At 61.6% G+C, this 25522-nt stretch carries 26 protein-coding genes and 2 pseudogenes; 13 read left to right on the top strand and 15 right to left on the bottom strand.

The window, feature by feature from the left end; all coding sequences use genetic code 11:
- The first annotated feature begins 55 nt into the window (after nucleotides 1-55).
- Nucleotides 56-469 (top strand): DUF3331 domain-containing protein, encoded by a 414-nt coding sequence (locus OKW41_RS12855; RefSeq protein WP_429572730.1) that lies wholly within the window; start codon nucleotides 56-58, stop codon nucleotides 467-469.
- A 612-nt stretch (nucleotides 470-1081) separates the two neighbouring features.
- On the opposite strand, the gene OKW41_RS12850 is transcribed toward OKW41_RS12855, so the two are convergent.
- The 3 genes from OKW41_RS12850 to OKW41_RS12840 are packed head-to-tail and all read right to left on the bottom strand — an operon-like array spanning nucleotide 1082 to nucleotide 5832.
- A complete protein-coding gene (locus tag OKW41_RS12850; RefSeq protein ID WP_429572729.1) occupies nucleotides 1082-2071 on the bottom strand; it encodes a cytochrome d ubiquinol oxidase subunit II in 990 nt (329 codons plus the stop codon).
- A gap of 25 nt (nucleotides 2072-2096) precedes the next feature.
- Nucleotides 2097-3494 carry a cytochrome ubiquinol oxidase subunit I gene (locus OKW41_RS12845; RefSeq protein ID WP_429572728.1) on the bottom strand — a complete coding sequence of 466 codons (1398 nt, stop codon included), beginning with the start codon at nucleotides 3492-3494 and terminating at the stop codon, nucleotides 2097-2099.
- A complete protein-coding gene (locus OKW41_RS12840; RefSeq protein ID WP_429572727.1) occupies nucleotides 3481-5832 on the bottom strand; it encodes an FdhF/YdeP family oxidoreductase in 2352 nt (783 codons plus the stop codon). The genes OKW41_RS12845 and OKW41_RS12840 overlap by 14 nt, the downstream gene beginning before the upstream one ends.
- Before the next feature lie 308 nt (nucleotides 5833-6140).
- Here OKW41_RS12840 and OKW41_RS12835 point away from each other — a divergent pair, with 308 nt between their 5' ends.
- A complete protein-coding gene (locus OKW41_RS12835; protein WP_429572726.1) occupies nucleotides 6141-6638 on the top strand; it encodes a hypothetical protein in 498 nt (165 codons plus the stop codon).
- 83 nt (nucleotides 6639-6721) lie between these two features.
- On the opposite strand, the gene OKW41_RS12830 is transcribed toward OKW41_RS12835, so the two are convergent.
- Together OKW41_RS12830 and OKW41_RS12825 are read right to left on the bottom strand one after the other, a co-directional pair.
- The gene (locus OKW41_RS12830) at nucleotides 6722-6997 is read right to left on the bottom strand and encodes a hypothetical protein (RefSeq protein ID WP_429572725.1); all 276 of its coding nucleotides are present in this window, start codon (nucleotides 6995-6997) and stop codon (nucleotides 6722-6724) included.
- A 51-nt stretch (nucleotides 6998-7048) separates the two neighbouring features.
- Nucleotides 7049-7426, bottom strand: coding sequence for a hypothetical protein (locus OKW41_RS12825; RefSeq protein WP_429572724.1), 378 nt, complete (start codon nucleotides 7424-7426; stop codon nucleotides 7049-7051).
- Nucleotides 7427-7893: 467 nt separating this feature from the next.
- Here OKW41_RS12825 and OKW41_RS12820 point away from each other — a divergent pair, with 467 nt between their 5' ends.
- From OKW41_RS12820 to OKW41_RS12805, 4 genes are all read left to right on the top strand, one after another.
- Nucleotides 7894-9399 carry an ATP-binding protein gene (locus OKW41_RS12820; RefSeq protein WP_429572723.1) on the top strand — a complete coding sequence of 502 codons (1506 nt, stop codon included), beginning with the start codon at nucleotides 7894-7896 and terminating at the stop codon, nucleotides 9397-9399.
- 55 nt (nucleotides 9400-9454) lie between these two features.
- Nucleotides 9455-10120, top strand: a complete 666-nt coding sequence (locus OKW41_RS12815) for a response regulator transcription factor (protein ID WP_429572722.1) — start codon at nucleotides 9455-9457, stop codon at nucleotides 10118-10120.
- 76 nt (nucleotides 10121-10196) lie between these two features.
- On the top strand, nucleotides 10197-10571 hold the full coding sequence (locus OKW41_RS12810; RefSeq protein WP_429572721.1) for a response regulator transcription factor: 375 nt from the start codon (nucleotides 10197-10199) through the stop codon (nucleotides 10569-10571).
- A 348-nt stretch (nucleotides 10572-10919) separates the two neighbouring features.
- Nucleotides 10920-11635, top strand: a protein-coding gene (locus OKW41_RS12805) for an IS6 family transposase (RefSeq protein WP_429572720.1) whose coding sequence is annotated in 2 segments (ribosomal slippage) — nucleotides 10920-11511 and nucleotides 11511-11635 — 717 coding nt in all. Because the reading frame shifts where the segments join, the coding sequence is not laid out codon by codon here.
- 180 nt (nucleotides 11636-11815) lie between these two features.
- On the opposite strand, the gene OKW41_RS12800 is transcribed toward OKW41_RS12805, so the two are convergent.
- On the bottom strand, nucleotides 11816-12163 hold the full coding sequence (locus OKW41_RS12800; protein ID WP_429572719.1) for a helix-turn-helix domain-containing protein: 348 nt from the start codon (nucleotides 12161-12163) through the stop codon (nucleotides 11816-11818).
- Between the two features lie 230 nt (nucleotides 12164-12393).
- Here OKW41_RS12800 and OKW41_RS12795 point away from each other — a divergent pair, with 230 nt between their 5' ends.
- Nucleotides 12394-12867 carry a hypothetical protein gene (locus tag OKW41_RS12795; protein WP_429572718.1) on the top strand — a complete coding sequence of 158 codons (474 nt, stop codon included), beginning with the start codon at nucleotides 12394-12396 and terminating at the stop codon, nucleotides 12865-12867.
- 153 nt (nucleotides 12868-13020) lie between these two features.
- On the opposite strand, the pseudogene OKW41_RS12790 reads toward OKW41_RS12795, so the two are convergent.
- Together OKW41_RS12790 and OKW41_RS12785 are read right to left on the bottom strand one after the other, a co-directional pair.
- A pseudogene (locus OKW41_RS12790) lies at nucleotides 13021-13284 on the bottom strand (hypothetical protein); the annotation flags it as partial.
- A gap of 385 nt (nucleotides 13285-13669) precedes the next feature.
- Nucleotides 13670-15031, bottom strand: coding sequence for a Fic family protein (locus tag OKW41_RS12785; protein WP_429572717.1), 1362 nt, complete (start codon nucleotides 15029-15031; stop codon nucleotides 13670-13672).
- A gap of 611 nt (nucleotides 15032-15642) precedes the next feature.
- Here OKW41_RS12785 and OKW41_RS12780 point away from each other — a divergent pair.
- From OKW41_RS12780 to OKW41_RS12755, 6 genes are all read left to right on the top strand, one after another.
- Nucleotides 15643-15957 (top strand): hypothetical protein, encoded by a 315-nt coding sequence (locus OKW41_RS12780; protein ID WP_429572716.1) that lies wholly within the window; start codon nucleotides 15643-15645, stop codon nucleotides 15955-15957.
- A gap of 5 nt (nucleotides 15958-15962) precedes the next feature.
- On the top strand, nucleotides 15963-16487 hold the full coding sequence (locus OKW41_RS12775) for a hypothetical protein (RefSeq protein ID WP_429572715.1): 525 nt from the start codon (nucleotides 15963-15965) through the stop codon (nucleotides 16485-16487).
- A gap of 80 nt (nucleotides 16488-16567) precedes the next feature.
- The gene (locus OKW41_RS12770) at nucleotides 16568-17788 is read left to right on the top strand and encodes a helix-turn-helix domain-containing protein (protein ID WP_429572714.1); all 1221 of its coding nucleotides are present in this window, start codon (nucleotides 16568-16570) and stop codon (nucleotides 17786-17788) included.
- A 153-nt stretch (nucleotides 17789-17941) separates the two neighbouring features.
- Entirely contained in the window at nucleotides 17942-18379 is a 438-nt protein-coding gene (locus OKW41_RS12765) for a hypothetical protein (RefSeq protein WP_429572713.1), read from the top strand.
- 145 nt (nucleotides 18380-18524) lie between these two features.
- Nucleotides 18525-18761, top strand: coding sequence for a hypothetical protein (locus OKW41_RS12760; protein ID WP_429572712.1), 237 nt, complete (start codon nucleotides 18525-18527; stop codon nucleotides 18759-18761).
- 3 nt (nucleotides 18762-18764) lie between these two features.
- Entirely contained in the window at nucleotides 18765-18935 is a 171-nt protein-coding gene (locus OKW41_RS12755) for a hypothetical protein (protein WP_429572711.1), read from the top strand.
- 709 nt (nucleotides 18936-19644) lie between these two features.
- Here OKW41_RS12755 and dhaK read toward each other — a convergent pair.
- The 7 genes and pseudogenes from dhaK to OKW41_RS12720 form a co-directional block, all read right to left on the bottom strand.
- Nucleotides 19645-20634 carry a dihydroxyacetone kinase subunit DhaK gene (gene dhaK, locus OKW41_RS12750; protein WP_429443796.1) on the bottom strand — a complete coding sequence of 330 codons (990 nt, stop codon included), beginning with the start codon at nucleotides 20632-20634 and terminating at the stop codon, nucleotides 19645-19647.
- A 14-nt stretch (nucleotides 20635-20648) separates the two neighbouring features.
- A pseudogene (gene dhaL, locus OKW41_RS12745) lies at nucleotides 20649-21286 on the bottom strand (dihydroxyacetone kinase subunit DhaL).
- On the bottom strand, nucleotides 21283-22320 hold the full coding sequence (locus OKW41_RS12740) for an ABC transporter ATP-binding protein (protein ID WP_429443794.1): 1038 nt from the start codon (nucleotides 22318-22320) through the stop codon (nucleotides 21283-21285). The pseudogene dhaL and the gene OKW41_RS12740 overlap by 4 nt, the downstream one beginning before the upstream one ends.
- Entirely contained in the window at nucleotides 22313-23416 is a 1104-nt protein-coding gene (locus tag OKW41_RS12735) for an ABC transporter ATP-binding protein (protein ID WP_429572710.1), read from the bottom strand. Before OKW41_RS12735 ends, OKW41_RS12740 begins: the two co-directional genes overlap by 8 nt.
- Before the next feature lie 4 nt (nucleotides 23417-23420).
- Nucleotides 23421-23615: a hypothetical protein gene (locus OKW41_RS12730; protein WP_429572709.1), complete on the bottom strand. Its 195-nt coding sequence runs from the start codon at nucleotides 23613-23615 to the stop codon at nucleotides 23421-23423.
- A complete protein-coding gene (locus tag OKW41_RS12725; RefSeq protein ID WP_429443791.1) occupies nucleotides 23612-24565 on the bottom strand; it encodes a carbohydrate ABC transporter permease in 954 nt (317 codons plus the stop codon). Before OKW41_RS12725 ends, OKW41_RS12730 begins: the two co-directional genes overlap by 4 nt.
- Nucleotides 24562-25518, bottom strand: coding sequence for a carbohydrate ABC transporter permease (locus tag OKW41_RS12720; protein ID WP_429443790.1), 957 nt, complete (start codon nucleotides 25516-25518; stop codon nucleotides 24562-24564). The genes OKW41_RS12725 and OKW41_RS12720 overlap by 4 nt, the downstream gene beginning before the upstream one ends.
- Between the last annotated feature and the right edge of the window lie 4 nt (nucleotides 25519-25522).

The following is a 25522-nucleotide window of genomic DNA, read 5'->3' as shown; positions in this document are numbered from 1 at the left end:
TTCTGGCGGGACCGTCTCGATGATCAACGGGTTTTACTGATACAGGAGTGCCATCATGCTGACGAAGGCGAGTTTTACCGATCCGTGGCTGCAGACCCTTGGGTTGTTATCGATTTTGTCCGGCGATGTCGATGCGGGTGCAGTCGATGTGGCCGCTGTTGCGGCGCGTGGTGAGTGCAAAGGCGCGCATTTGCCTGTCATGGGTGAACGGTTCGATGTTCAGGTGCATGTTATCGACCGGCCTACGCAGTCGACTGCCACTGTAGTGTGGAGGGATCCGACGCAGTGCTCGTATGGCGATCAGGTTTGGCACGCGACCCGGGCGCGTGTGGCTGGGGTATGTGCTATGAGTGGGAGGGCCATTCGGGCCGGTGATGCGATTTATAGGCCCAGGCCTTGCAGGCCGGCGCCGCTTAATGCTGGAGCTATGATATTGCGGTGTGTTGTTAATGAGGCGGTTTCGGTTTGATGTTTTTGCCGTGGGCTTTGGGTTGGTTATTGTTGTTGGCCTTTCTTGAATTCCTGGCGCGTCGAGGAAGCGTTCAAACGCCTGAAGCACGGGCTGCGACTGGAGGCCGTCACAGGTCTCGATTACCCGGCATTGCAACAGGGCTTCGGCGCAAAAAATCCTCGCTGACAACGTGTGCACATTACTCAGTGACCTCGACGCATCGCCCGACGATGCGTGTGCCAGTCGTCCGAACCGAGTATATGCGCTGCTGGGCGCACTCAAACCCTTCCTCGGCGCGTGCCTGCTGCGTATCAGGCGCTGTCTGGCGAACCTCGCCGGCGTACAGGAAGTGATCCATCACACCCGATGCCGGGTGCAGCCTTCAGGCTCCTATCCAAGACCACCCAGAAAAACCAAGCCCCACTTCCAACTCGCGTACAAACTCGCTTGATGCAGTGGGACTTCAGTTGAGAGCATTGCCCGCACATGGGACAACACTAATAAACCACTAAGCCAGGAAACACCAAAAAGCGCAGAAAAACAATACAAAAAAGCAAAAAAAAACGCCATCTCCCAAAAAGAGCCAGCGCAAAAAACCAAAAGAAGCCACAGTCAACCGCGGCCTGGCGCTCACTCACCCGCGTGAGCCCCACCGACTACCTTCCCCCGAAAAATATAGTACTGGTACAAGTTATACCCAATCATAACGGGAAAAATCAACCCAATCCCGATCAACATAAAAACGAGAGTCGAAGCATCAGAAGCAGCTTCAATAATCCCCAACTTCCCCGGCACAAAGTCCGGAAAAAGACTCACCGCTAACCCAACAAACGAAAGCACGAACAACGCCACCGAAGCCAGGAACGGCCCGTTCGAACTGCCCAGATACAACGCCCCCATGATGTAAGCAAACGTCAGCACAGCAGCCAGCCCAAGTGCAATCAGCAAATGAAACACGCCGGGCTGCGTCCACCGATCGTGTCCCACCTCGCTGATGAACCACGTGGCAGCAGTCAACACCACGGCTGCCGCCACCGTGACAAAGCCACTCAACAACGCGAGACGCCGCGACCATTGCCCGATCGATCCCACGGTCTTCTTCACGAGATAAGTCGAGCCGAGCAGCGAATAGCCCGCTACCACGCCAATAGCGGATACGGCGACGAACGCGCCTCTAAGATCGCCCGGAAGCAGCCCCGTGATCACTTTACCGAGTATCACGCCCTGAGCAATGGCGGCGACCAGGCTGCCGATACCGAACACCTTGTCCCATATCGGACCGTGCGACACGCTATGACGGAATTCGATGGCGGCGCCACGCATGATCAACCCGGCAATCAACAACATCACCGGCAAATACAGGTCCTGTAAAAGCATCGCGTAAGCCGCCGGGAAGGCGCCGAACAGTGCGCCCCCGAGCACGACGAGCCATGTTTCGTTGGCATCCCAGACGTGGCCGATCGTCTGCACCATCACGTCGTGATCCTCGCGACGTTTGCGCAACAGGCTAAGTATGCCGATGCCGAGATCGAAGCCATCGGTGACGACGTAGAACACCAGCATCAGGCCGATAAGACCGAACCAGGTGACGGCGAGCATTGTGTGTGTGGAGCTGTCCATGAGATTTCCTCGCAGCGGGAAGAATTTAGTACTCGGTGACGGTCGCGGCCGCCTGGGCTTTGACCGCAGCGGGCGGGTTCAATGTGAGGTCCGGACCGGTATGCAGCCAGTTGCGCGCCAGCACGAAAAACGTACCGAGCAGCACGACGTAAAAGGCGAAAAACATCGCAATGCTCAGCGTCACCGATGAAGCGGCTACGGTCGACACAGCATCCTTCGTGCGCAGCAACCCATAGACGACCCACGGCTGACGTCCCACTTCACGCACGATCCAGCCGGCTTCGACCGCCACATACGGCAGCGGAATGCACAGCACCCATGCGAGCAGCAATTTGCGTTGTTCGAGCAGGCGTTCGAGACTGCCGCGCGTTTTGCGCAAGATGTAAGCGGTCCAGAACGCCAGTACCATGAACGCGAAGCCGATGCCCGCCATCACGCGGAATGCGTAATAGAGTAAGGGCAGCGCCGGCGGCTGGTCGGCGGGCGCGAAGTCCTTGAGGCCCTTCACCTCGCCATCCGGCGTGTGCGTGGCGAGAATGCTCAGCATGCCGGGCACTTCGAGGGACCAGTCGTTGCGTTGCTCTTGCTGGTTCGGCCATGCGAGCAGCGACCACGACGCGGCGGTGCCGGGCTTGTTCGTGGTCCAGTGTCCTTCGATAGCGGCGCCTTTGGCTGGCTGCGTCGCAAATACGCTGCCGCCACTGGAATCGCCGAGCCAGATCTGGATTGGCGCGACGAAAACGAGTACTAGCAGCGCGATCTTGAACGAGCGCGCGAAGAATTCCGGATTGCGTCGCTTGAACAGATTCCACGCGGAAATGCCGGCGATCACGAACATGCCGGTTTCGATCGCCGCGACCCACATGTGCGTGACGCCCCAGACCATATCGGGGTTGAAGATCGCAGCGGCATAGTCGGTCACCACGATCTTGCCGTTCTCGACCGTCACGCCCGCGGGCGTTTGCATCCACGAATTGGCGACCATGATCCACAAAGCGGAGATGCTGGAGCCCAGCGCGACCATCGAGGTTGCGAACAGATGCACGCCACGCGGCACGCGGCCCCAGCCGAGCAGCATCACGCCGATGAAGCCCGCTTCGAGCATGAAGGCCATCGCGCCCTCGAAGCCGAGAATATTGCCGAAGAACTGTCCGCTGTAACGCGAGAAGCCGGCCCAGTTGGTCCCGAACTGAAACTCCATCGGAATGCCGCTCACTACGCCCACCGCGAAGTTCAGCACTAGGAGCTTGCTCCAGAAGCGCGCGTGGCGGTAATAGCCGACGTTGCCGGTGCGCAGCCACAGCACTTCGATCAAAACGAGAAACGCCGACAGGCTGATGGTCAGAATCGGCCACAGGATGTGAAAAATGGCTGTCATCGCGAACTGCGCGCGAGACAGATCGAGGACGTCACTGAGATGCATGATGAGCTCGCGTGGCGCCGACAACGGCCGCCTGTTGTGTGGAGTGGGGCCCGGCCGCCGCGGCGCGCATGATCTTCACCGGAACGGATTTGTACGAAGGGGTACGGCTTTTCTGATCGAATGCATATAGCGGCACGAGCGGATTCGCTTCCGGGTAGTAAGCGCCGCAGCAGCCATCCGGCAGCACGTATTCGATCACCATGAAACTGCGGATCACGCGCTCGATGCCATCGGTCGACAGCGCGTACACGTCCACGCGATCGCCAGCTCGCAGATTGCGCTTTTGCAATTCACGCGGATTCAGGAAGATCACGTCGCGCTGACCGAACACGCCACGGTAGCGATCGGAATGCGAGTAGAGGGTGGTGTTGTATTGATCGTGACTGCGCATCGTGGTGAGCCACAGCGCGTCAGGATCGCTTTGAACCGGATCTTCGTCGAGTCCCTTGAAAACCAGGAAATTGGCGCGACCCATGGACGTGGCCCACACACGTTCCCGCGCGCTCGAGGCCAGATGGAATCCGCCCGGCACGCGAATGCGTTCGTTGTACGCCTGGAAAATCGGGTAGACGATTTCGATCTTGTCGCGAATGCGGTCGTAGCTCGCGACGAGATGTTCCCACTCGACATGCGAGTCGGGACCCAACGTTGCGCGCGCAATCCCCGCGACTATCGCCGGTTCACTCTTCAGATGCGGCGAGGCGGGTTCGTTGCGTCCACCTGAGGCATGTACCATCGACATCGAATCTTCGACGGTAATCGACTGCGGACCTTCGGCCTGGATATCGACCTCGGTACGGCCGAGGCAGGGCAGAATCAACGAGTCCTTGCCATGCACGAGGTGACTGCGATTGAGTTTGGTAGCGATGTATACGGTCAGGTCGAGCTCGCGCATCGCGGCCTGTACGCGGACCCAATCCGGCACGGCGGCGGCGAAATTGCCACCGAGCGCGATGAACACCTTCGCGTCGCCGCGCATCATCGAATCGATCGCGGCGAGCACGTCGTGGCCGTGCGCCGCGGGCGGCCGGAAACCGAAGGCCCGTTCGATCCCGTCGATCAATGCCGGTGACGGCTTTTCCGTAATGCCGACGGTGCGGTTGCCTTGCACGTTCGAATGTCCGCGCACCGGACACACACCTGCGCCGGGCCGGCCGATATTACCGCGCAGCAGCGCCAGATTGGCGACCTGCTGGACCGTCCCGGTGCCGCGATGATGCTGCGTGAGCCCCATGCCATACACCAGGATCACGTTCTTTGCGTTCATGTAGATGTTGGCGGCGTTCTGGATGTCGTCGCGCGACAGGCCGCTTTGCCGCACGATCGCGTCCCACGTGGTGGCGCACAGGTCGGCGAGCAGATCTTCGAGGCCGTGCGTATGTCCTTCGATGAACTCGATGTCGAGCACGCGGGGTTCGTCGGCGGCGAGGGCGGCATCGTCGGCCTCGATCACCGCTTTCATCATGCCCTTGAGCACCGCAACGTCGCCACCTACACGAACCTGATAGAAAAACGAGCTGATTTGCGTGAAGCCCAGCGTCGCCATTTCTACCGGATTCTGCGGCGAAGCAAAGCGTTCCAGCGCGCGTTCGCGAAACGGGTTGAACGACACGATCTTCGCGCCGCGCCGTGAAGCGCTATGCAGATCGCTCATCATGCGCGGGCTGTTGGTCCCAGGATTCTGGCCGAAGATGAAAATCGCGTCGGCTTTCTCGAAATCTTCGAGCAGCACTGTGCCTTTGCCCACGCCGATCGATTCAGGCAGGCCAACGCTGGTCGCTTCATGGCACATGTTCGAGCAATCGGGAAAGTTGTTCGAGCCGAACTCGCGCACGAAGATCTGGTAGAGAAACGCGGCTTCGTTGGAGGCGCGCCCCGACGTATAGAAGTCGGCCCGATTCGGGCTGTCGAGACCCTTCAAATGCTTGGCGACGAGTGCGAAGGCGTCGTCCCATTCGATCGGCAGATATCGGTTGGTGGCTTTGTCGTAAGACATCGGGTGAGTCAGGCGGCCGGCCATTTCGAGGTCGTAGTCGTCCCAGGCGGTCAGCTCCGAGACACTATGCGCGGCAAAGAAATCAGGCGTGCAACGAAAGGCGGTTGCCTCCCAGGCCACAGCTTTGGCGCCGTTCTCGCAGAACTCGAATGAGGACGTGTGCTTCGCATCCGGCCACGCGCAGCCGGGACAGTCGAAGCCTTCGGGCTGGTTCATCCGCAGCAACGTCTTCGCGCCCGACACGGCCACGCCTTGCAGCGCGAGCGCCTCGCCGGTTGCCTTCAGCGCACCCCAGCCGCCCGCAGGTTCGCTATAGATGCGTATCGCTTTTCCTTTGGCCATGACCGTGTCCTGGTGTTTCGTTGAGGAACATACGGTCGAAGGATGGGCTGGCGTCGCGCACGGCACTTGTTCAAATGCCCGACCGTTTCAGATTCGCACGCCCGATGCGGCGCACGTCAGGCACACGGTCAAGGCGTACCGGCAGCGCAGTGCATTTTCTAAACGTCGCAGGCGTTCTGAAAAGATTGGCGCGCCACGTCGGCCAATAATGGTTTCCACCCGGCGAGGCCGCGTGATCTCGACGCAGCGAAGCCGCATTCCTCTCGTCTCACAGCGCGCTGACCGCTGAGTACCACCGGAGCATCCCCATGCGATATCTTGACGAATCACACCGCGACATGAACAGCAGAAATTCTGGCTTTATGTCGGCCACCGAGCGCGCCGACGCAGCGGACTGGCGCATGCATGCAGCGCTGCAGGATGTGTCAGAAAGGGCAACTGAACCGGCTGCGCCGGCCGTGCTCGGACGCTGGACGCGCCGGGTCGTCGTTGCGACCGCGGTCTGGTCGGTGTTCGAGTTGCCGTTCGAAATGTGGTTCAGCATATCCACGCGTGACGCGGTGGCCTGTGTCACGGCCAAGGTATTGTGGGTCGCGCTGGTCGGCTTCGTGCTCGCCGGCAGCCGGGTGGCGCGGATTGCCTACGCATTTCTTTGTACGATCGGCCTGATGGCGGTGGCCTTTGGATTGCCGGCCGAGTATCGGGTGTTCCCGCTGGGATTCGTGCTGTCTTCGGTGGAATGCGTATTGAAAACGACTGCCTTTGTTTGCCTCGTGTCGGCAGGTGTCTATCCCGACGAGCAATGAGCCGGAAGGCGCCGCTGCGGCGGCGCCGTTCATTGCCTGTCTGAGAGAGGGCGTCTTCCTTCCCGTGTTCTTTTGCGAGCGGCTCAGGCCGCTCTTGTTCCTTCCAGCGCCAACAGCGCGCGCGCCATCGCATAGGCGCTGTGGACCGCGGCCTCGAACGCGCGCTCGTCGGCAAGGCGCCTTCCGTCGACGGCGACGACCCAGCGTGCGCCATCGTGTTCGCAGACGAGCCGCCGGTCGTCCATCAGATCCGCATACCAGCGCCAGATTTTCGGGTCCGCGATAGCGGCGGTCGGCGTAGCTCTCGTTGCTGTATTGAGTCGCGTGAGCATGGCCGGTTGCTGCGATGGGGCGATCATGGGATACCTCCGACGATTCGTGTGAGATCGGTTGAGCAATGAAAAAACGCGTTACGTCCAGTTCTTCCAGTTGTCGATCTTCCGGTAATAGCCGTGCGCGCCGCTGTCCCGTTGCGATGTGTCTGCCTTGACCGCCCGACCGCGCAGATACGCGCCGATGCGTCGATTGGGCCGCGACGGCTGCGCGGTCTGCTGCGGCCGTTGCCACTGTGGCCGCGGTGCCAGCGAGGACGAGGCGGCCACATTGCCTGCTTTGATCGCAAACCGTTCGAGCGGCAACTGCGTGTCGCGCTCCGTCTGGTCGAGCGCGCGCATAATGCCGAGCGTGGACGGCGGGCTTGCGGCCCCCCAGGCTGCGAGCACGACACAGACGGTAGCGGCCGCGTAGCCGCAAGCGGGACGAAACCATGTGGCTTTCACGGCGCGCATAATGTGTTCTCCGGGCGCCGACCGCGACGGGCTGCGCCATTGAATCGATGGCCGAGGCGTTGATGGACCCAGTATCGTGGTCCGGGCCGTCCCGATCTTTCACGGCTGCACGATGGCTTGCCTATTCGCACGCAGCAGGCGAGCTCGGCACGAGACTGCGCGAACGGCCCGAACCGCCGGTCTGATTGCGTTCAGCCTGGCGCATGACGGGGTCATACGTTGGTCTGATGCCAGGACGGCGGCGAGCCGCTTCGAACGCGCTGGAAGCCGCCACCAGCAGGGCCGGGCCTGACGGCGCTGCGAGGCGATGGCGGCGGCGCTCATCGTATCCCTATGGATAATAGTTTCGGATGACTTTCCCAATTAATATGGTTCTAACGACGCAAGCCACGCATAGGCTTCGTCGCTGCAATGGGTCCATCGCCGGAACGTGCCCGTCCCGCTAATCAACCAGGCGTGAGAGCAGCATGATCAAGATCGGTCGAGTCGTAGTGTCGCTGGAAATGCGCGAAGTGTACCGGGAGGACCGGCTGCTTCATGTCGGCTCACGCGCATTCGATATTCTCGAACTGCTGATCCGCGCGGCGGGAAGGACGGTCACGAAAGACGAGATTTTTCAGCACGTCTGGCCGAACTCGGTGGTGGAGGAAAACAATATCCACGTGCAGCTATCGGCGCTGCGGAAGATCTTCGGCGCCGATAGGCAGGTCATTCGCACGTTCTCCGGCCGCGGCTACCGCCTGACCATTCCGGTCGAAGCGGCCGAGCCGGTTGATCCTTGCGGCGCGGCAGCAGCGCCTCATGCAAGCCCTGTGCGGCCAAGCGGTTTGCCGGTTTGCCACACGCCGTTGATCGGCCGTGGCGAGGCGGTTGCCGACGTCACCCGCGCACTAAAGCGAACGCCGATCGTCACCTTGCTTGGATCGGGTGGCATCGGCAAGACGCAACTCGGCATTGCAGTGGCGAGGTCGATTGCGGCTGCGTCGGAGTGGGAAGTGTGCTTTATCACGCTGGCCTCGGTGAACAGCGCGCAGAGCGTCGTCAATACGGTTGCGGAAGCACTGGGCGTGCCGCATGCCAGCGGCGACGTGCCGCTGCAGGCGCTGGTCGATTCGATCCGCGAGCGGAAGCTGCTGGTGCTGCTGGACAACTGCGAGCATGTGATCGAGTCGGCGGCCACCATTTGCGAACTGCTCGTGCAGGCCAGCGCGGATCTGAGGATTCTGGCGACGAGCCGCGAGCCGCTGCGTACACGCGACGAGAAGTTCTGCTGGGTCGCACCGCTCGAAACGCCCGGCGAAGGCGCAAGTCCGCAAGCCATACTCGCCTGCAGTTCGGTGCGCATGTTCCTTGCACAGATGAACGCGCTCAATTCGTCGGTCGAGAGCGACCGCAGTAGTCTCGAGATGGTTGCGACGATCTGCCGCCGGCTGGACGGCGTGCCGCTCGCGCTCGAACTGGCGGCGTCTCGCGCGGCCGTGTTCGGCATTCGAAAGCTGCTCGCCGAACTCGACGACCGCTTCCAGTGCCTGACCGGCGGCCGCCGCACAGCGCCGCCGCGGCAGCGGACTCTGGAGGCCGCGCTCGACTGGAGTTACCAGCTTTTGAGCGCAACGGAGCGCGTGGTGCTGCACCGGCTCAGCATGTTCCCGGCCCGGTTTTCACTCGAAGCCGCGTGTGCCGTCGCCGCGTGCGGACGCCTGACGCACAACGACGTGACGGAGGCGATCGTCGGCCTCGCTTCGAAGTGTTTTCTGATGACGACCTTCGATAGCAAGACCAAGGAATACTTCCTGCTGGAGACGACGCGGGAATACGCATTGCGCAAGCTGTACGAATCGGACGAAGCAGACGAAGTGCTGACGAGAAATGCGACTTGTCTGGCGCCCGCTGACGAGCAGCCTTATGGACGCGTTTTCGGCGCACCGGCGTCTGGCGGCGGGCTCGCGATGGTAGCCGTCGCATCGCGATGAAAGTGATGTTGTCCGCGGATTGGACAGGTGCGTTCGGCGTTGGGTCTCAGGTACCATGACGACACTCAAAACCCAATTTATTCTGGAATCTGGAATGCCTGTTCCCGCGGAACTCGAACCGTTGGTGTATGTGATTGACGACGAAGAAATGGTGCGCAATGCGCTGGTTCGGCTGTTGCGATCAGCGGGTTTCGGCGCCAGAAGTTTTGCGTCGCCCGCAGAGATGTTGTCGCAGGAATGGCCGAGTGTGCCGATGTGCATCCTGCTCGACATGAACCTGAAAACGACGAGTGGCTTCGATGTGCAAAGCCAGCTCGCGCGAAAGGGCATACAGGTGCCCGTTATTTTCCTGACCGGCTACGGCTCGATTCCGATGTCGGTGCGTGCGATCAAGGCAGGTGCGCATGAATTCCTGACCAAACCGATCGACGATGAGGAACTGATCAACGCGGTCCGGCGAGCGCTGGCCCAGGACGAGGCCAACCTCGCCGAGCGTGCGTTCAACGCAGACGTCATACAGCGTGCCGGCTCGCTTACGCCCCGCGAGATGGACGTGTTGGAACTGGCGGTGAAAGGCATGATGATCAAGCAGATGGCGCATGAACTCGGCACGCAGGAGGTCACGGTCAAGGTTCACAAGCGGCGGGTGATGAGCAAGATGCGGGCGAAGACGCTCATCGATCTCGCCCAGATGTGGGAAGTGATACGCCGGACGGGATGAGCATCCTGATGCAGTAAATATCGCGCCGGATATTTTTCTCTGTTACTACGTCGGCGCAACTGGAGTATTGGCAGCTATGAGCTTTGTTTGCATCGTCGACGATGATGCCTCGGTACGAAGTGGCGTCGGAAACCTTCTTAAAGCAGTGGGTTACGCGACTGTGACATTTTCATCGGGAGAGGAATTCCTCGCCTCCCCGATGGTCGACGATGCTTTGTGTGTTTTGCTCGACCTTAGAATGCAAGGCATGCAGGGTCTCGAAGTGCAGCGGCAACTGAACGCGGAACACCGGCGTATCCCTGTCATCTTCATGTCCGCACATGGCGACGACGAGGCGGTGCGGCGGGCGATGGAGCACGGCGCGGTCAGTTTCCTGCGCAAACCTTTTGAGGAAGAAGTTCTGCTCGATTCCATCGAGCTTGCTATTGGGCGCAAGAGCGGGGCGCACTGAGCCCGAAGCCGCTACGGCTCATTTAACCATCCTGTGTAGCAAGTCTTGAAATTGGATGCGTCTCAAGTGGAATGATCACGGCCAAAGAGGCTCGCGCAGTGCGCGGCTTATTCAAACTTGCGTCGCCGTGAGAGCAGCCTTCACCACGCTGCACGTTTGCATGAGCGCCGTGCTGGTTGGCAGAGTGTCCGCAAGACCCTCAAGCCCGACAAAGTCATGGATCGTGCCGAGGTAGCGGGTTGCACTGACCTCAACACCCGCTTGCATGAGCTTGCGTGCATAGGCCGGTTGTGGTGCAATTCCGGTGCGTCGGTCTGTTACTCTTGAGCTTTTGACGACCACGAGCCAATGAGCAAGCTGAAAGATCTCGAACGGTTGTTCAACGGGCGTCATTTCGACCGCGAAGTCATCGTCCTTTGCGTGCGTTGGTATCTGCGCTACAAGCTCAGTCTGCGTGATCTTGTCGAGATGATGGCTGAGCGCGGCCTGTCCCTCGCCCACACTACGATCCTGCGTTGGGTAAAGCGCTACACGCCGGAGTTCGTCAAACGCTGGAATCGGTTGGCTACTACCGGTCAGTCGTGGCGAGTCGACGAGACCTACGTGAAGATTCGCGGCAAATGGGCCTATCTCTACCGCGCCGATGACCGAGCGGGAAAGACGATCGATTTTCGCCTCAGCGCGAGGCGCGACGTGGCGGCAGCAAAGGCGTTCTTCGCGAAGGCAATCAGAACTCAGGGACGCGCTCCTGAGACGATTACGCTGGACGGCTACGCGGCATCTCATCGGGCGGTCCGCGAGATGAGGACCGACGAGTCGCTACCCAGGCGAACGAAATTGCGATCCTCGAAGTACCTGAATAACCTCATTGAGCAGGATCACCGCCACATCAAATCGCGGGTGAACGTGATGCTCGGGTTCAAGCGGTTCCACAGCGCGCCGTTACCCTCACCGGCATCGAACTGATGCATCGCATTCGCAAAGGCCAGTTCGATCTCACCAGCATGCACCTCAAAGATACCACTTCGCCCTCGATTTGGATGGCGGTTCTTTCAGCCCGTTGAGGTCTCCGAAACATGGGTGATTTCTCGCCCGCCTACCCAGTTTGCACCACCACGGCCACGAGCGGCACGGGCAAGAAGTGGAGGCAAGTGGACTCGCTAGCGCAGGCTAATCGGATGGACCTCGTCCCCGCTCTGAGGCCGCGAAATCCTGTCCTTCACTTGGAGAGCAGGGATGCTGGTTTAGGTGCTGCGCCGGGACCGCCGGTGTGAGCGATCGGTCGACTCGCTGTCACGCGAATGGTCGGTGGCAGTTGTCACGCGCCTTTTGACCGCATTCGGCGCTTTGTTGGTCGAGCGACGAGATTTTCTGAGCTTCCGTTCGACTTCGGCGAGAAGTTCACTGGGCGAACATTTCAAAGCGGCAGCAAGCGCGAACAGCATAGTCAGAGTTGGCTGGTGCTGGCCAAGTTCCAGCATGCTGACGTAATTGCGCCGTATATCCGCTTCAAAAGCGAACTGCTCCTGTGTTAGCTCGGCGCGGAGACGGTGCTCGCGCAGGACCGCCCCGAAGACTTCGGCCAACTCCAAATTTTTCTCCCAGTGAAATGGGAGCACTCTCCAGTTGGCGCTATAATTTGTCTTCCCAGTACACTGGGAATAAAACGCGAAATATCAGGCTGAAACCTATATGCAGTCTGGGTTTGGCGGATTTTTCGTGGTGGTGATTTGTTCGCGGGAGGGTGTTTGATCCTCTTGGGGAGGCTGGCGCGGCCACAGGGCGGCTAGTTGATAGAGAAAACAATGAGGTAGTTGGCAGTATGTTTGTGACGAGTGAAAGAAACCGTTTGCCGCCGTACGCGCTGCCGTTCGGCGAGTCCGAAGGCGCGACCGCGTGGACGGCGATCGAGCAGCTGATTCCGTGGGACGTGCTGATCCTGCGGGTGTCGCCGGCACGCTCGCGGGTGGTCCCCACGATCGTGATGCTCGATTTGTCCGCAACGGCGCCGCACTTGGAGCAGTTTGTCGGCGGGGATGTCGTTCTCCGTGGCGCCGCCGTGCTGAGCACAAAATTCGCGCGCGAGGTCGACCGGTGGAGGCTCGATCCGCTGAGCGAGATCCGGGTGGGAGTCACCGAGCCCGAACAGTGCAGCCAGGGCGAGCGGCTGGTGACGGTGACCCGGTTCACGACGGCGGCGGGGCGCACGTCCTCCGTGCCGGTTGCCCTGGCGACGCGTCCGGCGCGCGGCAGGCGGCTCTGGCGCGCGAAGGCACCAGCCGCTGCCGGTCGCTGACCTTGGCTCGCAGTGGACGCCGTGCCGACGTGGGGTCGGGACGGGCCACTGTGGCGTCGGACATGCGGCCGCGCTGGCGGGGTGGCCGCGTGCTGTATGGCTCGCGCTCGACGACGATGACGATGACGGAGATTGGCCAGCGGTGTGCCGGGCTCACCTGGTGCACACCGATCCCGTGCTGGGCATCAGCGCGCTTGGCGCGATGCACCGTTTGGGGGAAGGCTGGCCGTGATAATCCGCCTGTGGGGTGTCCATTTGACCGGAGTTAGCGATTTGCCTCCACGGGCGGCTTGGCGAAGGTCGCTCCAAGCCGGGCGGATGTCCGCGTTGCCTCCGCCATCCTCCCGGATGAACACAGGACGGGCAGACGAAGCCGCAAGGCCATCGCAGCCATTCCAGGTAGTCCTGGCAGTCTGCATCCGTCGGGAACCAAGCCTGAAACTCCCCAAGGGAAGTAGGGCCAGCCCTTCACTTGGCGTGTTGATGGAAGGGTCGTGATTCCCTATGATGCCCCGTGATTCAAGGACTTTCGGAGCATTGTCTTTTTCGAAAATTTTTCTGCAGACCTTGCGGCGGCAGCTCCCACCCGAGGCACTTCGCGTACCGCCTGATGTGGGCGGTGCCGAGATACACTTTTGCAAATCGCCGCGATGCGAGAACTTTGGGCACCCGGCGGGGCCGACGCGCCCGACCCGTATCGACACAAAGGTGTGCCCACGGCTGTGGGCGACATATACCGTCGTCGGGGCATGCAAAGATAACCATCGTGGCGTTGCGAATTCTTCGGAGAACCGCGCCGATGTTAACGTGGGCGCCCCTTGTCAATCCATTCCTGCGTCTTACGCATCGGCAGGCGATACCGGGCACAGTTGTACGCCTCGAGATGCTCCAGTTCGGAGTTCAGCATATTGTTGAACGCAGCAATATCGACGTCGGGAACCTTAACCGCTTCAACAGCCCGGTCGAGGGTGGAACTAAAGAAGACAATCTGTCGAATTGCTTCACCGAGATGTTCTCGGTAACGAGCCCGCAGAGGGTCCGGTCCACCCATGGACTCGACGATGACCTGGTACTTGTCGATTGAGCGACGGTAAGTCCAGTCAAACAACTCGACTGCCAGTGAGACGTCGAGTCGCTCGTAGACGCCGAGCATAGCTAGCGCATAGTCGGTCTGTCCCACGTCTAGAAAAGATAACGGTGCACAGTTCGCCAGCATGAGCGGCATGTTGGCGCTGAGGCGGCTGGTGCGCTTGTTGCCGTCGACGAAGGGCTGCAGATACGCAAGGTTCACCCAAAGGAAGAACGCTGCTTCGACGGGATTGTGAATGCGCCCCGACTTGTCCACGATTTGCTGGAGCATCTCTTCGAGCAAGTTCGGAACCTGGCTGGGCAGATACACCGAGCCCTGGATGTTGACAATCTTGTTCCGGATGGCGCCCAGGTCGGCCGGGTCGGGTAACAGGTCGCGCATCAGCAAGCTCTGCAGATTTCGGACAACGGGAACGGTGATGCCGTCGGTGGGGACCGCATCGACCATAAATTCGATAGCTTCCTTGTGGTTCAGAAGCATCGTGGCGTCTCGGTCATCGCCCTCGGAGCGGCCTCTTTCGAATAGCTCGCGGGTATCCAGCAAGCTCTTGCGGTTGCCCTCCAGCCGGGAAGAAAACCAGGACAAGTCGATGAGCAACTGCTCCAAAACCTTGCGAGCGTAAGTACCGGCAGGTTGCTGCTCCTTGGACTTGCCCCTTTCGTGGAGCTGCGCTGCTAACGAAGCAGGGAGCAAACCCGTAACGTTTGGCTGATAGTTGTCTACGAAGGAGCGTTGATAGGAAACAGGCTTACGGGTGCCCATAGGGGCGGACAGCGAGGCAATGAGCTCTCGTGCCTTGTCGCTCCAGCCGGGTGAGGCCTCTCCTTCAGGCAAACCTTGAGGCATCCCTGAAGGAGCAGGGGGGGAGCCTGGAACCCGATAGGTGACCGACCGGCCTGCCCCCTGCCGTTCAAGCGCTCCCGTCGCAACCAGGCGAGCGAGGGCGCGGTTAACGGTGGGCCGGGGACGGCCGGCATGCGCCTGGATGGCACCAGCCGAGACGCCTACAGCGCCGGCTTGCTGCTCTCGCGCGACGTACTGGACGACGGCGTTCAGTAGTTGTTGTTCAGACATTAGCTTCTCGTCGATGACAATCTTATCACAATCTTATCATTAAACTGATAAGATTACGACTGACTGATAAGATTGCATCGAATCTTCTCAAAATCATATCGCGAGGTGAGAAGCTTTCCCTGTTGCCCCCGCCCCTTTTGAATGCGGTCGGGTCTCGGATTGTCGTTGCTACGCACGTCGATGACCTCCGTGAGCGCACTGCCGTGGAATCCAGAACCTCGACGGCTGGCGTCGCCAGAAACGGAGCAGGTTCGGAAGGAACTGCTGCGATGCGCACAAAGCCATGCGCCGACATCGGCGCATCCCACGGGGGCGTTGTTCTCGGCGGGACCCGCACGAAATCCTGTACTTTTCTTAGCCTTTTAGGCCCGAAACGTATAAAAAGGGCAGAGATTTTTGGTCTCTGCCCTTCAATCAGCCTTGTCCGGCCTAGAAGCAGCCCGTCAACACGCCAAGTGAAGGGCTGGGGAAGTAGGGTGGTGGGTGCCGGCGTGGGGACGTTCCATTGCCCCAGTCCACGCTCAACTCCGGTTAAATGGACACCCCAGATCCGCCTTATCGCGGCGAGCGCACCACCGGCGCATCGGCTGCGGCTTCAGAAAGGGATCGGCATGAGCAGACGCAAACGGGCGATCGAGCTTCCAGACGAAACCGCCGAGGCGCTGCGCGCGCGGCTGCGGCGCTTCGTGCGTGCGACCCGCGACGACGTGACCGGGGCCGTCCCGATCCCGTTTCCCACACCCGTGACGGTGCTCGCCGGGCCGCTGCGGCGGATCCGCGGCGCGCGCGACCACCGCACGGTGCCGGGGCCGGAGGTGCGGGCCGGGTCAGACGCGCGCAGGGAAGACGGCGACCAACCCGGATCAGCCCCGGGCGGGTTCGCGCTGGATGACACGGGGCGAGCCGACGGCAAAATGACGAAGTAGCGGACATGACGGATACACACTTTCACGGCGCCATGCGCTGGCCACTGCCGGCCGAACCCGAGCCGCAGGCTGGCTGGAACAACCGGTATTTCCTCGACACGGAATTCACCGACTTCCGGCAGTGCCAGCTGCTCAGTCTCGCCCTCGTGGGCGAGCACGGGTACGAGTTCTACGGCGAGCGGACCGATTTCGATCCGGCGCTGTGCAGCGACTTTGTCCGCGCCGTGGTACTGCCGCAGTTCGGCCAGTCCGAGGGGCGCGCGATGCCGTTTGCAGCGCTGCGCGAGGCCCTGCGCGCATGGCTCGTGGCGGTGCCGGGCGACTCCGGGCCGGTGCTGTGCTACGACTACGAGACGGACCTGGCCCTGTTGCGGTTCCTGCTGGGCGGCCCGCTGCCGCGTGGCTGGCGGCTCGAGAACATCGCAGGCACGCGCAACCCGCAGCGGCGCGCCGCCTACTACGCGCGCCATGGCGGCGAGCACCGTGCGCTGCATGACGCGCGCGCCAATGCCTATGCGTGCACCGGTTGAAGCCGGGCGGCTGCCGGCCGGGCCGTCGGCCGGTTTCGGGACGTGCGGACGCATTTCTTCGCTCAGACAGAAACAGCCTCATGAAGGGGATCAGGATGGCCGGGATGCGTGTGTGGATTCCACGATCCGACGTACCGCGGATAGCACAGCGCCTGCGGGACCGACGCAAGGCGTCAGGGATGACACAGGACGATCTCGCGGTCAGGGCGGGGGTGGCGAAACCGGCCCTGGTGCACCGGGAGAAGGGGCGGTGGCCGCACACCGTCGCAGCCGCCACCGTGAACGCGCTGGAAGCGGCCCTGCAGGTGCCGCCGGGATGGCTGCTCGGTCCTGAAACGCAACCGTTGCCGGACCCCGTGTTCAATGCGGCGGATGCCGCCGCCCGCGCAGACGGCGATCCCCAGTCACGGATCCCCGCCGCCCGGTGCCGCGAGATCGGCCCTCACGCGCGGCGGCTGCGCAGTGAACTGGGCCTGTGCGTTGCGGAGGTGGCGCGCGCCTGCCATGTGTCCCGTCCCACGCTGTTGCAGTGGGAACACGGGACGTTTCCGAAGGCGCTCACCGTGGCGCGCCTTCGCACCTGGGAGCGCGCCCTGCTGCTCGCGCCCGGGCAACTGCTGGCGCCGCCGGCGTCGCATCCCGGGGTAGGCGATGGCCGCTGGCGCGTGACGATCGGCACTGAAACGCTCGAGGCTGCCATCCATCGCGTCGCGGCGTGCCTCGCCACCCGCGGACGCAACCTGCTCCAACCGGAGCAGCCGCTCGATGCACAGGCCGCGCGCGATGCCGACCTGCTGGCCCACCGCTATGGGGTGGGCGCGCATCGGCGGCCACTGGTCGACCTCGCCGTCTCATACGGGATCGATCCGTCGCACGCACGCCAGACGGTGGCGCGCATGATCGCGCGCGCAGCCGGGTTCGCCTTCAGGATTCCGGTGCTGGATGCGATGCTGGCGGTGGGCGCGGCGGGCTTTTCGTTCACGACCGCCGTTGCCGATGGTCGCATGCGTGACCTGCTGGGGCCCTCGCTGTCCATGGAACGCGCTGCGGCATTCGCCGGCGAAATCTTGTCCCGGCGCATCACCGGGGCTGCTCCTGGCAAGGCGGCGGCCGGCACACGCATGCCGGCGAAAGTTTCGCTGGACGCCGACAGGTCGCAAGCGGCGCAAGGAGGCGTAGCCAGCCTCGGGCCGGCCCGGCAGGGCGGGGTATCGGCGAAGGAGAATGCGCAAGCCATCGAAAGCTACAACGCTCACGTGAAGCAGCATGGTCTTCCACTCGACGGGTACCGGCAGTCCTGACGGGGCGTTCTGCTGTTCGGGTGGCTTCGCCGGGACGGAGGGATCTGCCGGGGGCGCAGGCGATCGCGGTGCATGTCCAGGTCCTCGACACGACACGATGTGCGTCCGCGGAACTGCGGCACCGGATCAGAAGATCATGAGAAGGAGAGGCGAATGCTTCGGATCACCATTGAATTGCTGCCCGGTGGGCGGGAAGACGGAAAGCGGGTCATCGCGACGGCGGACATTGCGCGCGTGAGTGCTGGGGCACTTGCGGACTACGGGGTGGCCCTGGACGATGCGGTGCTCGGGGTGGTCGGCGAGCGCGCCACGGTGCGCGGTTATCCGAGATGGGCTGGCAGCGTATGGGACCTCGTTGCGCGCTGTGTTGTCGCCGCCCTGAACAAGGGCCGCGAAGCATTGCCACCGCGACCCGTGCCACCCCAGGTGACGGTTCACATGAATGATGCAGGCTACCGTTACGTGCGTCTCGACGAAATTCCTGAACCGGCGAGAACTTACTTCGGCGGGAAGCTGGCCGGCTCGGGCATTCCCGATCACGGCTGTGCTTTCGCGCACGACTGGTTCGACTTTCTCAACGGCCAGCGCTGATGCCAGAGGCCGACCGGGATCGCACTATGAACAATGAGATGAGAGGCGGCTGTCCGTGACACCGCGGACCGCATCCAGTATCTGGAGGGATCGGCCGCCGACAATTGGGGCATCGGCTAAACGCTCACAAAAGGAACAGGGATTCATGAGTACCAAGGCCCGCATCAGGTATCAGGCGAAAGAGGGTGATCAGCCCGGCTGGGATCTCTACACCGAGATTTTTGAGCCGGAGGACGTCGTGTATCTCGAGTTCGACGGTGTAGCCGCTGAAGTCACAATGCTCGGGAACATGGAGCGCAGGCCGGGCACGATGCTGTTGCGCCTGCCGGTCGCCACTGCGAAGCAGCTTGGTCTCGTGCCGCCGGACTGGGAAAGGGAGTAGGTGATGCGCGAAAACCGGGACAGGAGAGTGTTGGAGCTTGCGGCGTTCACATGCGACCGCTGCGGCCGGCGCATCACGCCCGATGACGACCAGTGGGAGTGGTACGAAAAAGTGTCGCTCGACTGGCGTGGCGGCTTTGGCTCGGTTTTCGGCGAAGGCGCCCAAATGAGCTGACTTTTGCCAGCAGTGCGTCCGCGATACGCTGCGGCGTTGGCTTCGCGTCGATCCGCCGTCCGGACCGGATGGCTCAACGCAGGCCCTGAAGGGCGTCGTGTCCCGACCCAATGCGCCGGTATCTGTCGACAGGATGAATCCCTGGGAATTTCACGAGCGCGACTAGAGGGCTTACCGCCCCATGCGGCTCCGCGCGTCGCTCAGGCTGCCGATCATGGATTGCCGTTTCTCACGGGGCATCCCGAACTCACCGTCGCGACACTCAGGCGGCTCGTTACCTTCGGTTGAACAAGTTAGCCTTATCGCTGAACGAGTCTTGTCGACCGCATCGTCGCCGGTGCGACGTTGGGAGTTCAGGCGCAGGTAACAAGATGGACCGGTCGTTCATGACGGCGCCTCAGAGACAGCAGCTCGGCCACAGCTGTCGTTCGTGTGTCGACGCGGACGTGCCTGCTTACCGCTGCTCACCGGTCGTTCATCGAGGAGCGGCGGCGAACAGCCGCTCGGACCATCACCACGAGGGTCGGCTCTCAGATCAATGCGAGACGTTCGCTTACCAGGATTCGAACCACCGCCTTTCGGCCCTCATGAAACTCTTGCACAATCGGACCTTGCAGACAGTGACGCCGCTTCAATGAGACCCTCTCCCGACTATGCGCTTTCGACCGGCGAACGCTTGCTTTCGCACCGGCATATTGTCGCCTTGGTGCTATATACCCCACCTTAGCGCCGGCGTGTGCACCGCGCTGTCCCAATGCTTCGTCATCTCTTCGTCGAGCATGCAAAGTGTGATCGAAGCGCCTGCCATCTCGAGCGAAGTGGTCAGCGCGCCCACCTGCACGCGCGCAATTTTCAGATCGCGCTTTTGAAGCCAAGCGCGCGTAGAGTTGAAGAGAAGATAAAGCTCGCCAAGCGGCGTGCCGCCAAGACCGTTCACAAGCACCAGCAAGCCAGCCCCCGCAGGTGGCTTGAGATCGTCGACGATAGCCGTTAGCAACTCCCCCGCAATCGTATCGGCCGACGCAAATTTCGCGCGCCGCCTGCCCGGTTCGCCATGAATGCCGACGCCGACTTCGATCTCATCGTCGCCGATCTTGAACGTCAGCGTGCCAGCTGCCGGCACCGTGCAACTGGAGAATGCGACACCCATCGAAGCCGTGTGCTTGTTGATCCGGTCGCCAAACATCTTGCATTCATCGAGGTTCGCACCGCTTTCAGCCAGGCTGCCCACCAGCTTCTCGACGATCACCGCGCCCGCAACCCCGCGCCGTCCGGTCGTATAGCTGGAGTTCTCTACCGCGACGTCATCGTTGATGAGGACCATTGCATTCGGCACCTCGGACATCTCCGACGCCATTTCGAAGTTCATCAGATCGCCCGAGTAGTTCTTCACGATGAAGAGCACGCCCGCACCGGTATCGACGGCCCTGGCGGCGGCCATCATCTGGTCCGGTGTCGGCGACGTGAAGATCTGGCCCGGGCAAGCGGCGTCGAGCATGCCATTGCCGACAAACCCTGAATGGAGCGGTTCGTGCCCCGAGCCGCCGCCCGATATCAGAGCGACCTTGCCAGGCTTCAGGTCCTTGCGCCTCACGAACACCGGTTCGCTATTGAGTACGACCAGGTCGGCATGGGCTGCGGCGAATCCTGCCAGACTCTCGGCCAGAAAATCGTCCACATGATTGATGAATTTTTTCACGGTCTCCTGCTCCTTTATCCGTTGGGTTGCGCGAGCCGCGCGCATACCGAAGCAATCATGATCTGGCTGGAGCGCGCGCCGGGATCGATATGTCCGCGCGAACGCTCGCCGAGAAACGACGCCCGTCCCTTGGTCGCCAACATGTCGCGGGTCGCAAGCATATTTTGCTCGGCGACTTGCGGCAGCGTGTCGAGCACCACGCCCGCCGAGGCGCTTTCTGCGGCAAGTTCCTCGAAGCGCTTCGCAACCGGAATCAGCACGTCCATCATAGTCTTGCTGCCGACGCCGGTCTTGCCGCGTTGCCCGACGGCCTCGACGCCCGCCGCGAAGATGTGGGCGAAGCCGGCCACATCCATTGCATTGCTCACGGACGCTTTCGCCATGCCGTTCAGCAACGAGAAGAATAAAGGCCCGGACGATCCGCCCACCGTCGACAGCACCTTGGAAGCCGCGACATCGAGCGCGGGGCCAAATGCTTCGGCCTCGATCTCCGCTGCGCGCGCACCGCAAGCAGGGCTTCCATGCCGCGCAGCAGATTGAAGATGTGATCGCCATCGCCGATCTGCTGGTCGAGTGACGCGATCTCGTCGGTATGCTCCTTCAACGCCGCATAGGCAGCGTCGATGCACGCCATGACCGTTTTGCCGTTCATGTCGGGATCCTCCTGCCATCGGCACGGAAATATAAAAGGCTGCGCGCCGGCAGCAACACGCCGACCGATTGCCCCGGCGAAAAATTGCGCTCCGCAACGGTCGTTGCCACGACGGCGGTTCCCGCGCGATCGAGAATCAGCAGATGGCGCAGCGGCGAATATTCGAGCACCGTCAGATCAAGTGCGTCCTGTACGCCACGCGCATCGCCCATATCAGGGTCATGCAGCACGATATCCTCGGGGCGGATCGCGACAGTCGCCGTTCCCGCCGGCATGTGAGCCGAATTGAACAGCATGGGGGGCAGCAGGTTGATCGGCGGAGAGCCGAGCCGCTGCGCGGCGCTCAGCGACACCGGATTGCCATACACCTCGCGCGGCGTGCCGAGCTGCACGAGACGCCCATGGTCAAGAATGCCGATGCGATCCGCGAGCGTGGTCGCTTCGACCTGATCGTGCGTGACGTAGATGATCGTCGCGCCGATCGTGCGATGCAGGCGCTTGAGTTCGATGCGCAGCTCTTCACGCAGCTTCGCATCGAGCGACGACAGCGGCTCGTCCATCAGAAACACCTTGGGTTGCCGCACGAGCGCGCGCCCTATCGCCACGCGCTGCATTTCGCCGCCGGACAGATGCGTCGCCATGTTGTCGAGCTTTGATTCCATGTGCAGCATCTCCGCGACCGCGTGAACCCGCGCACGCACGTCCGCCTCGCTGCTGCGCCTTCTTGGCGAGCGCAACGGAAACGCCAGGTTGCCGAACACGGTCAGATGCGGATACAGCGAATATTGCTGGAAAATAAACGCGACGTCGCGATCGGACGGATGCACGCCGGTCGCAATTGCACCGTCGATCAGCACGTCGCCCGCATCCGGCCGCTCCAGCCCGGCGATCAGACGCAGCGTCGTGGTCTTGCCTGCGCCGCTTGGCCCGAGCAGCACCACGAACTCGCCGTCCATCACATCGATCGAAATATCGTCGACCGCGACGATATCGCCAAATCGTTTCGACACATTGCGCAGCTGGATTTCAGCCATGGGCTTCTCCGTGTGCAGGAATCGCGTGAGCGGCGCCCCGCAGCAGCCGGCCGCTCTGCGCGTCGTACAGCAGCGTGCGTTCCTTGCGAAACGACAAGCCGACCGGTGATCCGGCCGGCAGGCCATCGTCTTTTCCCACTCGCACCCTCACCACGCCCAGCGCGGTCTCGACCACCAGCACCTGATGCGAACCGAGATATTCATCGGCAATGACCTTGCCGCGCAGCGGGCCGTGCTGATCGATCGCCACATGCTCGGGACGAATGCCCAGCAGCACGCGTTCAGCGGGGGCTTCGCAGCGCGGCACCGGGACCTGTGCGCCGTGCAGGCGGACTTCTTCGTGGCCCGCGTCCACACCGCCATCGACTGGCAGGAAATTCATCGGCGGACTGCCGATGAAGTTGCCGACGAACACCGTCGCCGGAAAGTGATAGATCTCTTGCGGCGGACCGGTTTGCAGCAACTCACCCTTGTTCATCACGACGATGTCGTCGGCCATCGCCATCGCTTCGCTCTGATCGTGCGTAACATAGACGGTCGTGGCGGCAAGCGCGTTATGCAGCTTACGCAACTCGAGACACATCAGCTCGCGGAAATCCGCATCGAGCGTGCCGAGTGGTTCATCCATCAGAAACGCCTTCGGCTGCCGCACGATCGCGCGGCCCAGCGCCACGCGCTGCCGATCGCCGCCAGACAGCCCACCGGTCTTGCGATCGAGAATGTTCTCGATACGCAGCATGTGCGCGGCCGCATCCACTCGTGCCGCGATCTCCTTGCGCGACACATGCTCGTTCTTCAGCGGAAAGGCGATGTTATTGCGCACCGTCATATGGGGATATAGCGCGAACATCTGGAAGACGAACGCGATATCGCGTTGACGTGCGCGCAATGCCGTCACGTCCTCACCGTCTATCAAAATCTGGCCGGAGGTCGGCAACTCGAGGCCGGCAATCATCCGCAGCGTGGTGGTCTTGCCGCAACCCGATGGACCGAGCAACACGACAAAGCGCCCGGCGCCAATCGTCAGACTGGTGTCGCGCACCGCGACGAAGTCGTCGAAGCGCTTGTGAAGGTTGGCAAGAACGATCGTGGACATGGTGTCAGTCCGGGAAATGGCTGGTCACGACGAACGCGAGCGCGCCTACCAGGATGACCGGAAACGACCATGTGAACAACGTCAGCGAAAACGGCTGCACTAGCATCGCCATGCCGAGACCAATCAGTGCAGTCGACACCGCTTCGCTGTGGCCACGGCGCAGATAATGTCCTTGCGGCAAAACGGAGTCTCGCTTCATTTGCGCACCGCTCCGAAGGTGATGCCGCGCAACAAATGTTTGCGTAGCACCACAGTGAAGATAAGGATAGGCAGCACGAAAAGCGTCGTCGCCGCCGCGACGGCCGGCCAATCCTGCCCGCCTTCGCCGATGATGAACGGAATGAACGGCGGCATGGTCTGCGCATCGCCGCTTGTAAGCAGTGACGCGAATGCGTACTCGTTCCACGCGAAGATCAGGCAGAAAATCGCAGTGGCGGCGATGCCGGTGATCGCCTGCGGCAGCACCACTTTGACGAAAGCCTGCAGGCGGGTGTACCCGTCGACGAGCGCCGCCTCCTCGTATTCGCGCGGAATCTCGTCCATGAACCCCTTCAGCAGCCATACCGCCAGCGACACATTCACCGCCGTATACAGCACGATCATGCCGACATAGCTGTCGCTCAAGCCCAGTGCCCGATACATCAGGTAGATCGGAATGGCGACCGCGATCGGCGGCATCATGCGCGTCGACAGGATGAAGAACAGCAGGTCGTCGGCGAGCGGCACCTTGAAACGCGAGAACGCATAAGCCGCCAGCGTGCCGAGAAATACTGCGAGAAAGGTCGAACCGAAACCGATCACGAGCGAATTCACGAACCGCGGCAAGACCTTCGAGGGCCCGGCGATCACCATGTTGCGCTTGCGCACATCGCGCTCATACCAGGTCTGCGCGGGCGGCAGACTGGCGATGAACTCGGGCGTCTGCCGCGAACGGATCGTGAACAGGTTCACATAGCCTTCCATCGACGGCTGAAACAGCACGACAGGCGGATAGGCAATCGCGTCTTCCTGCGTTTTGAAACTCGTCAGGAAGATCCATACCATCGGCAAAGTTGCAAGCAGCGAGTAAGTGATGACAATCGCCGCAGCGAAGCGCTTGCCGCGTGGCGACGACGCCACCACTGAATGTTGGGTCGTAATCGGTCTCATCGCTGTTTCACCCGGTTGAGTGCCTTGACGTAGATGTTCGCCGCACCGAACACCGCCACGAACAGGATGATGGCCAGCGCCGAAGAGTAGCCCGTCTGCCATTTCTCGAAAGCGGCACGCTTCAATGTGATTGACACGGTTTCAGTCACCGAACCCGGGCCGCCCGAAGTCAGCAGGTTCACCATGTCGAACATCTTGAAGTTCTCGATGCCGCGAAACAGCACGGCGAGCATCAGGAACGGCAAGGTCATTGGCAATGTGATCGACCAGAACTGCCGCCACGGTGTGGCGCGATCCACCTCAGCCGCTTCGTAGATGTAGTCGGGAATCGACCGCAGGCCCGCGAGGCAGATGAGCATCACATAGGGGGTCCACATCCACGTATCGACCATCACGATGGTCCACGGCGCGAGCGACACGTCGCCGATCATCTGGAATGAACCGGGCGCAATGCCGGTGAAGAAGCCGACGATATCGTTGAAGAGGCCCGTTTGCGGTTGCAGCAGAAAGGTCCAGAAGTTGCCCACGACTGCCGGTGACAGCATCATCGGCAGCAGGATCAGCGTGGTCCAGAAGCTATGACCGCGAAACTGTCGGTTGATCAGCAACGCGAGGCCGAAACCCAGTAGAACCTCGAGCCCGACCGACCAGAACACGAAACGCGCCGTCACCTGCATCGCGTACCAGATGTCTTCGTCGGTGAGAATGTCGACGTAGTTGTCGATACCGACAAAGCGCGCCGGTACACTCGGCATATTCGACTTGAAGTTCGTGAACGACAGACGTAACGCCCAGATCAACGGAAAAATGTTGATCGCGAGCAGCAGCAGGATTGTTGGAAGGATGAACAGCCACGCAATGGCTCTGTCCGATAACCCGGCCAGACGTGTGCGCGCACGCGCCGACGCCCGCGACTCCAGCCGCGCCGACGAAAAAGGCTTGTTTGCCAACATGCGT

Origin of the sequence: Paraburkholderia sp. UCT70 (assembly GCF_050434085.1) — a bacterium.
GTDB classification, from domain to species: domain Bacteria; phylum Pseudomonadota; class Gammaproteobacteria; order Burkholderiales; family Burkholderiaceae; genus Paraburkholderia; species Paraburkholderia tuberum.
This window is presented reverse-complemented; position numbering and strand designations above follow the sequence as displayed.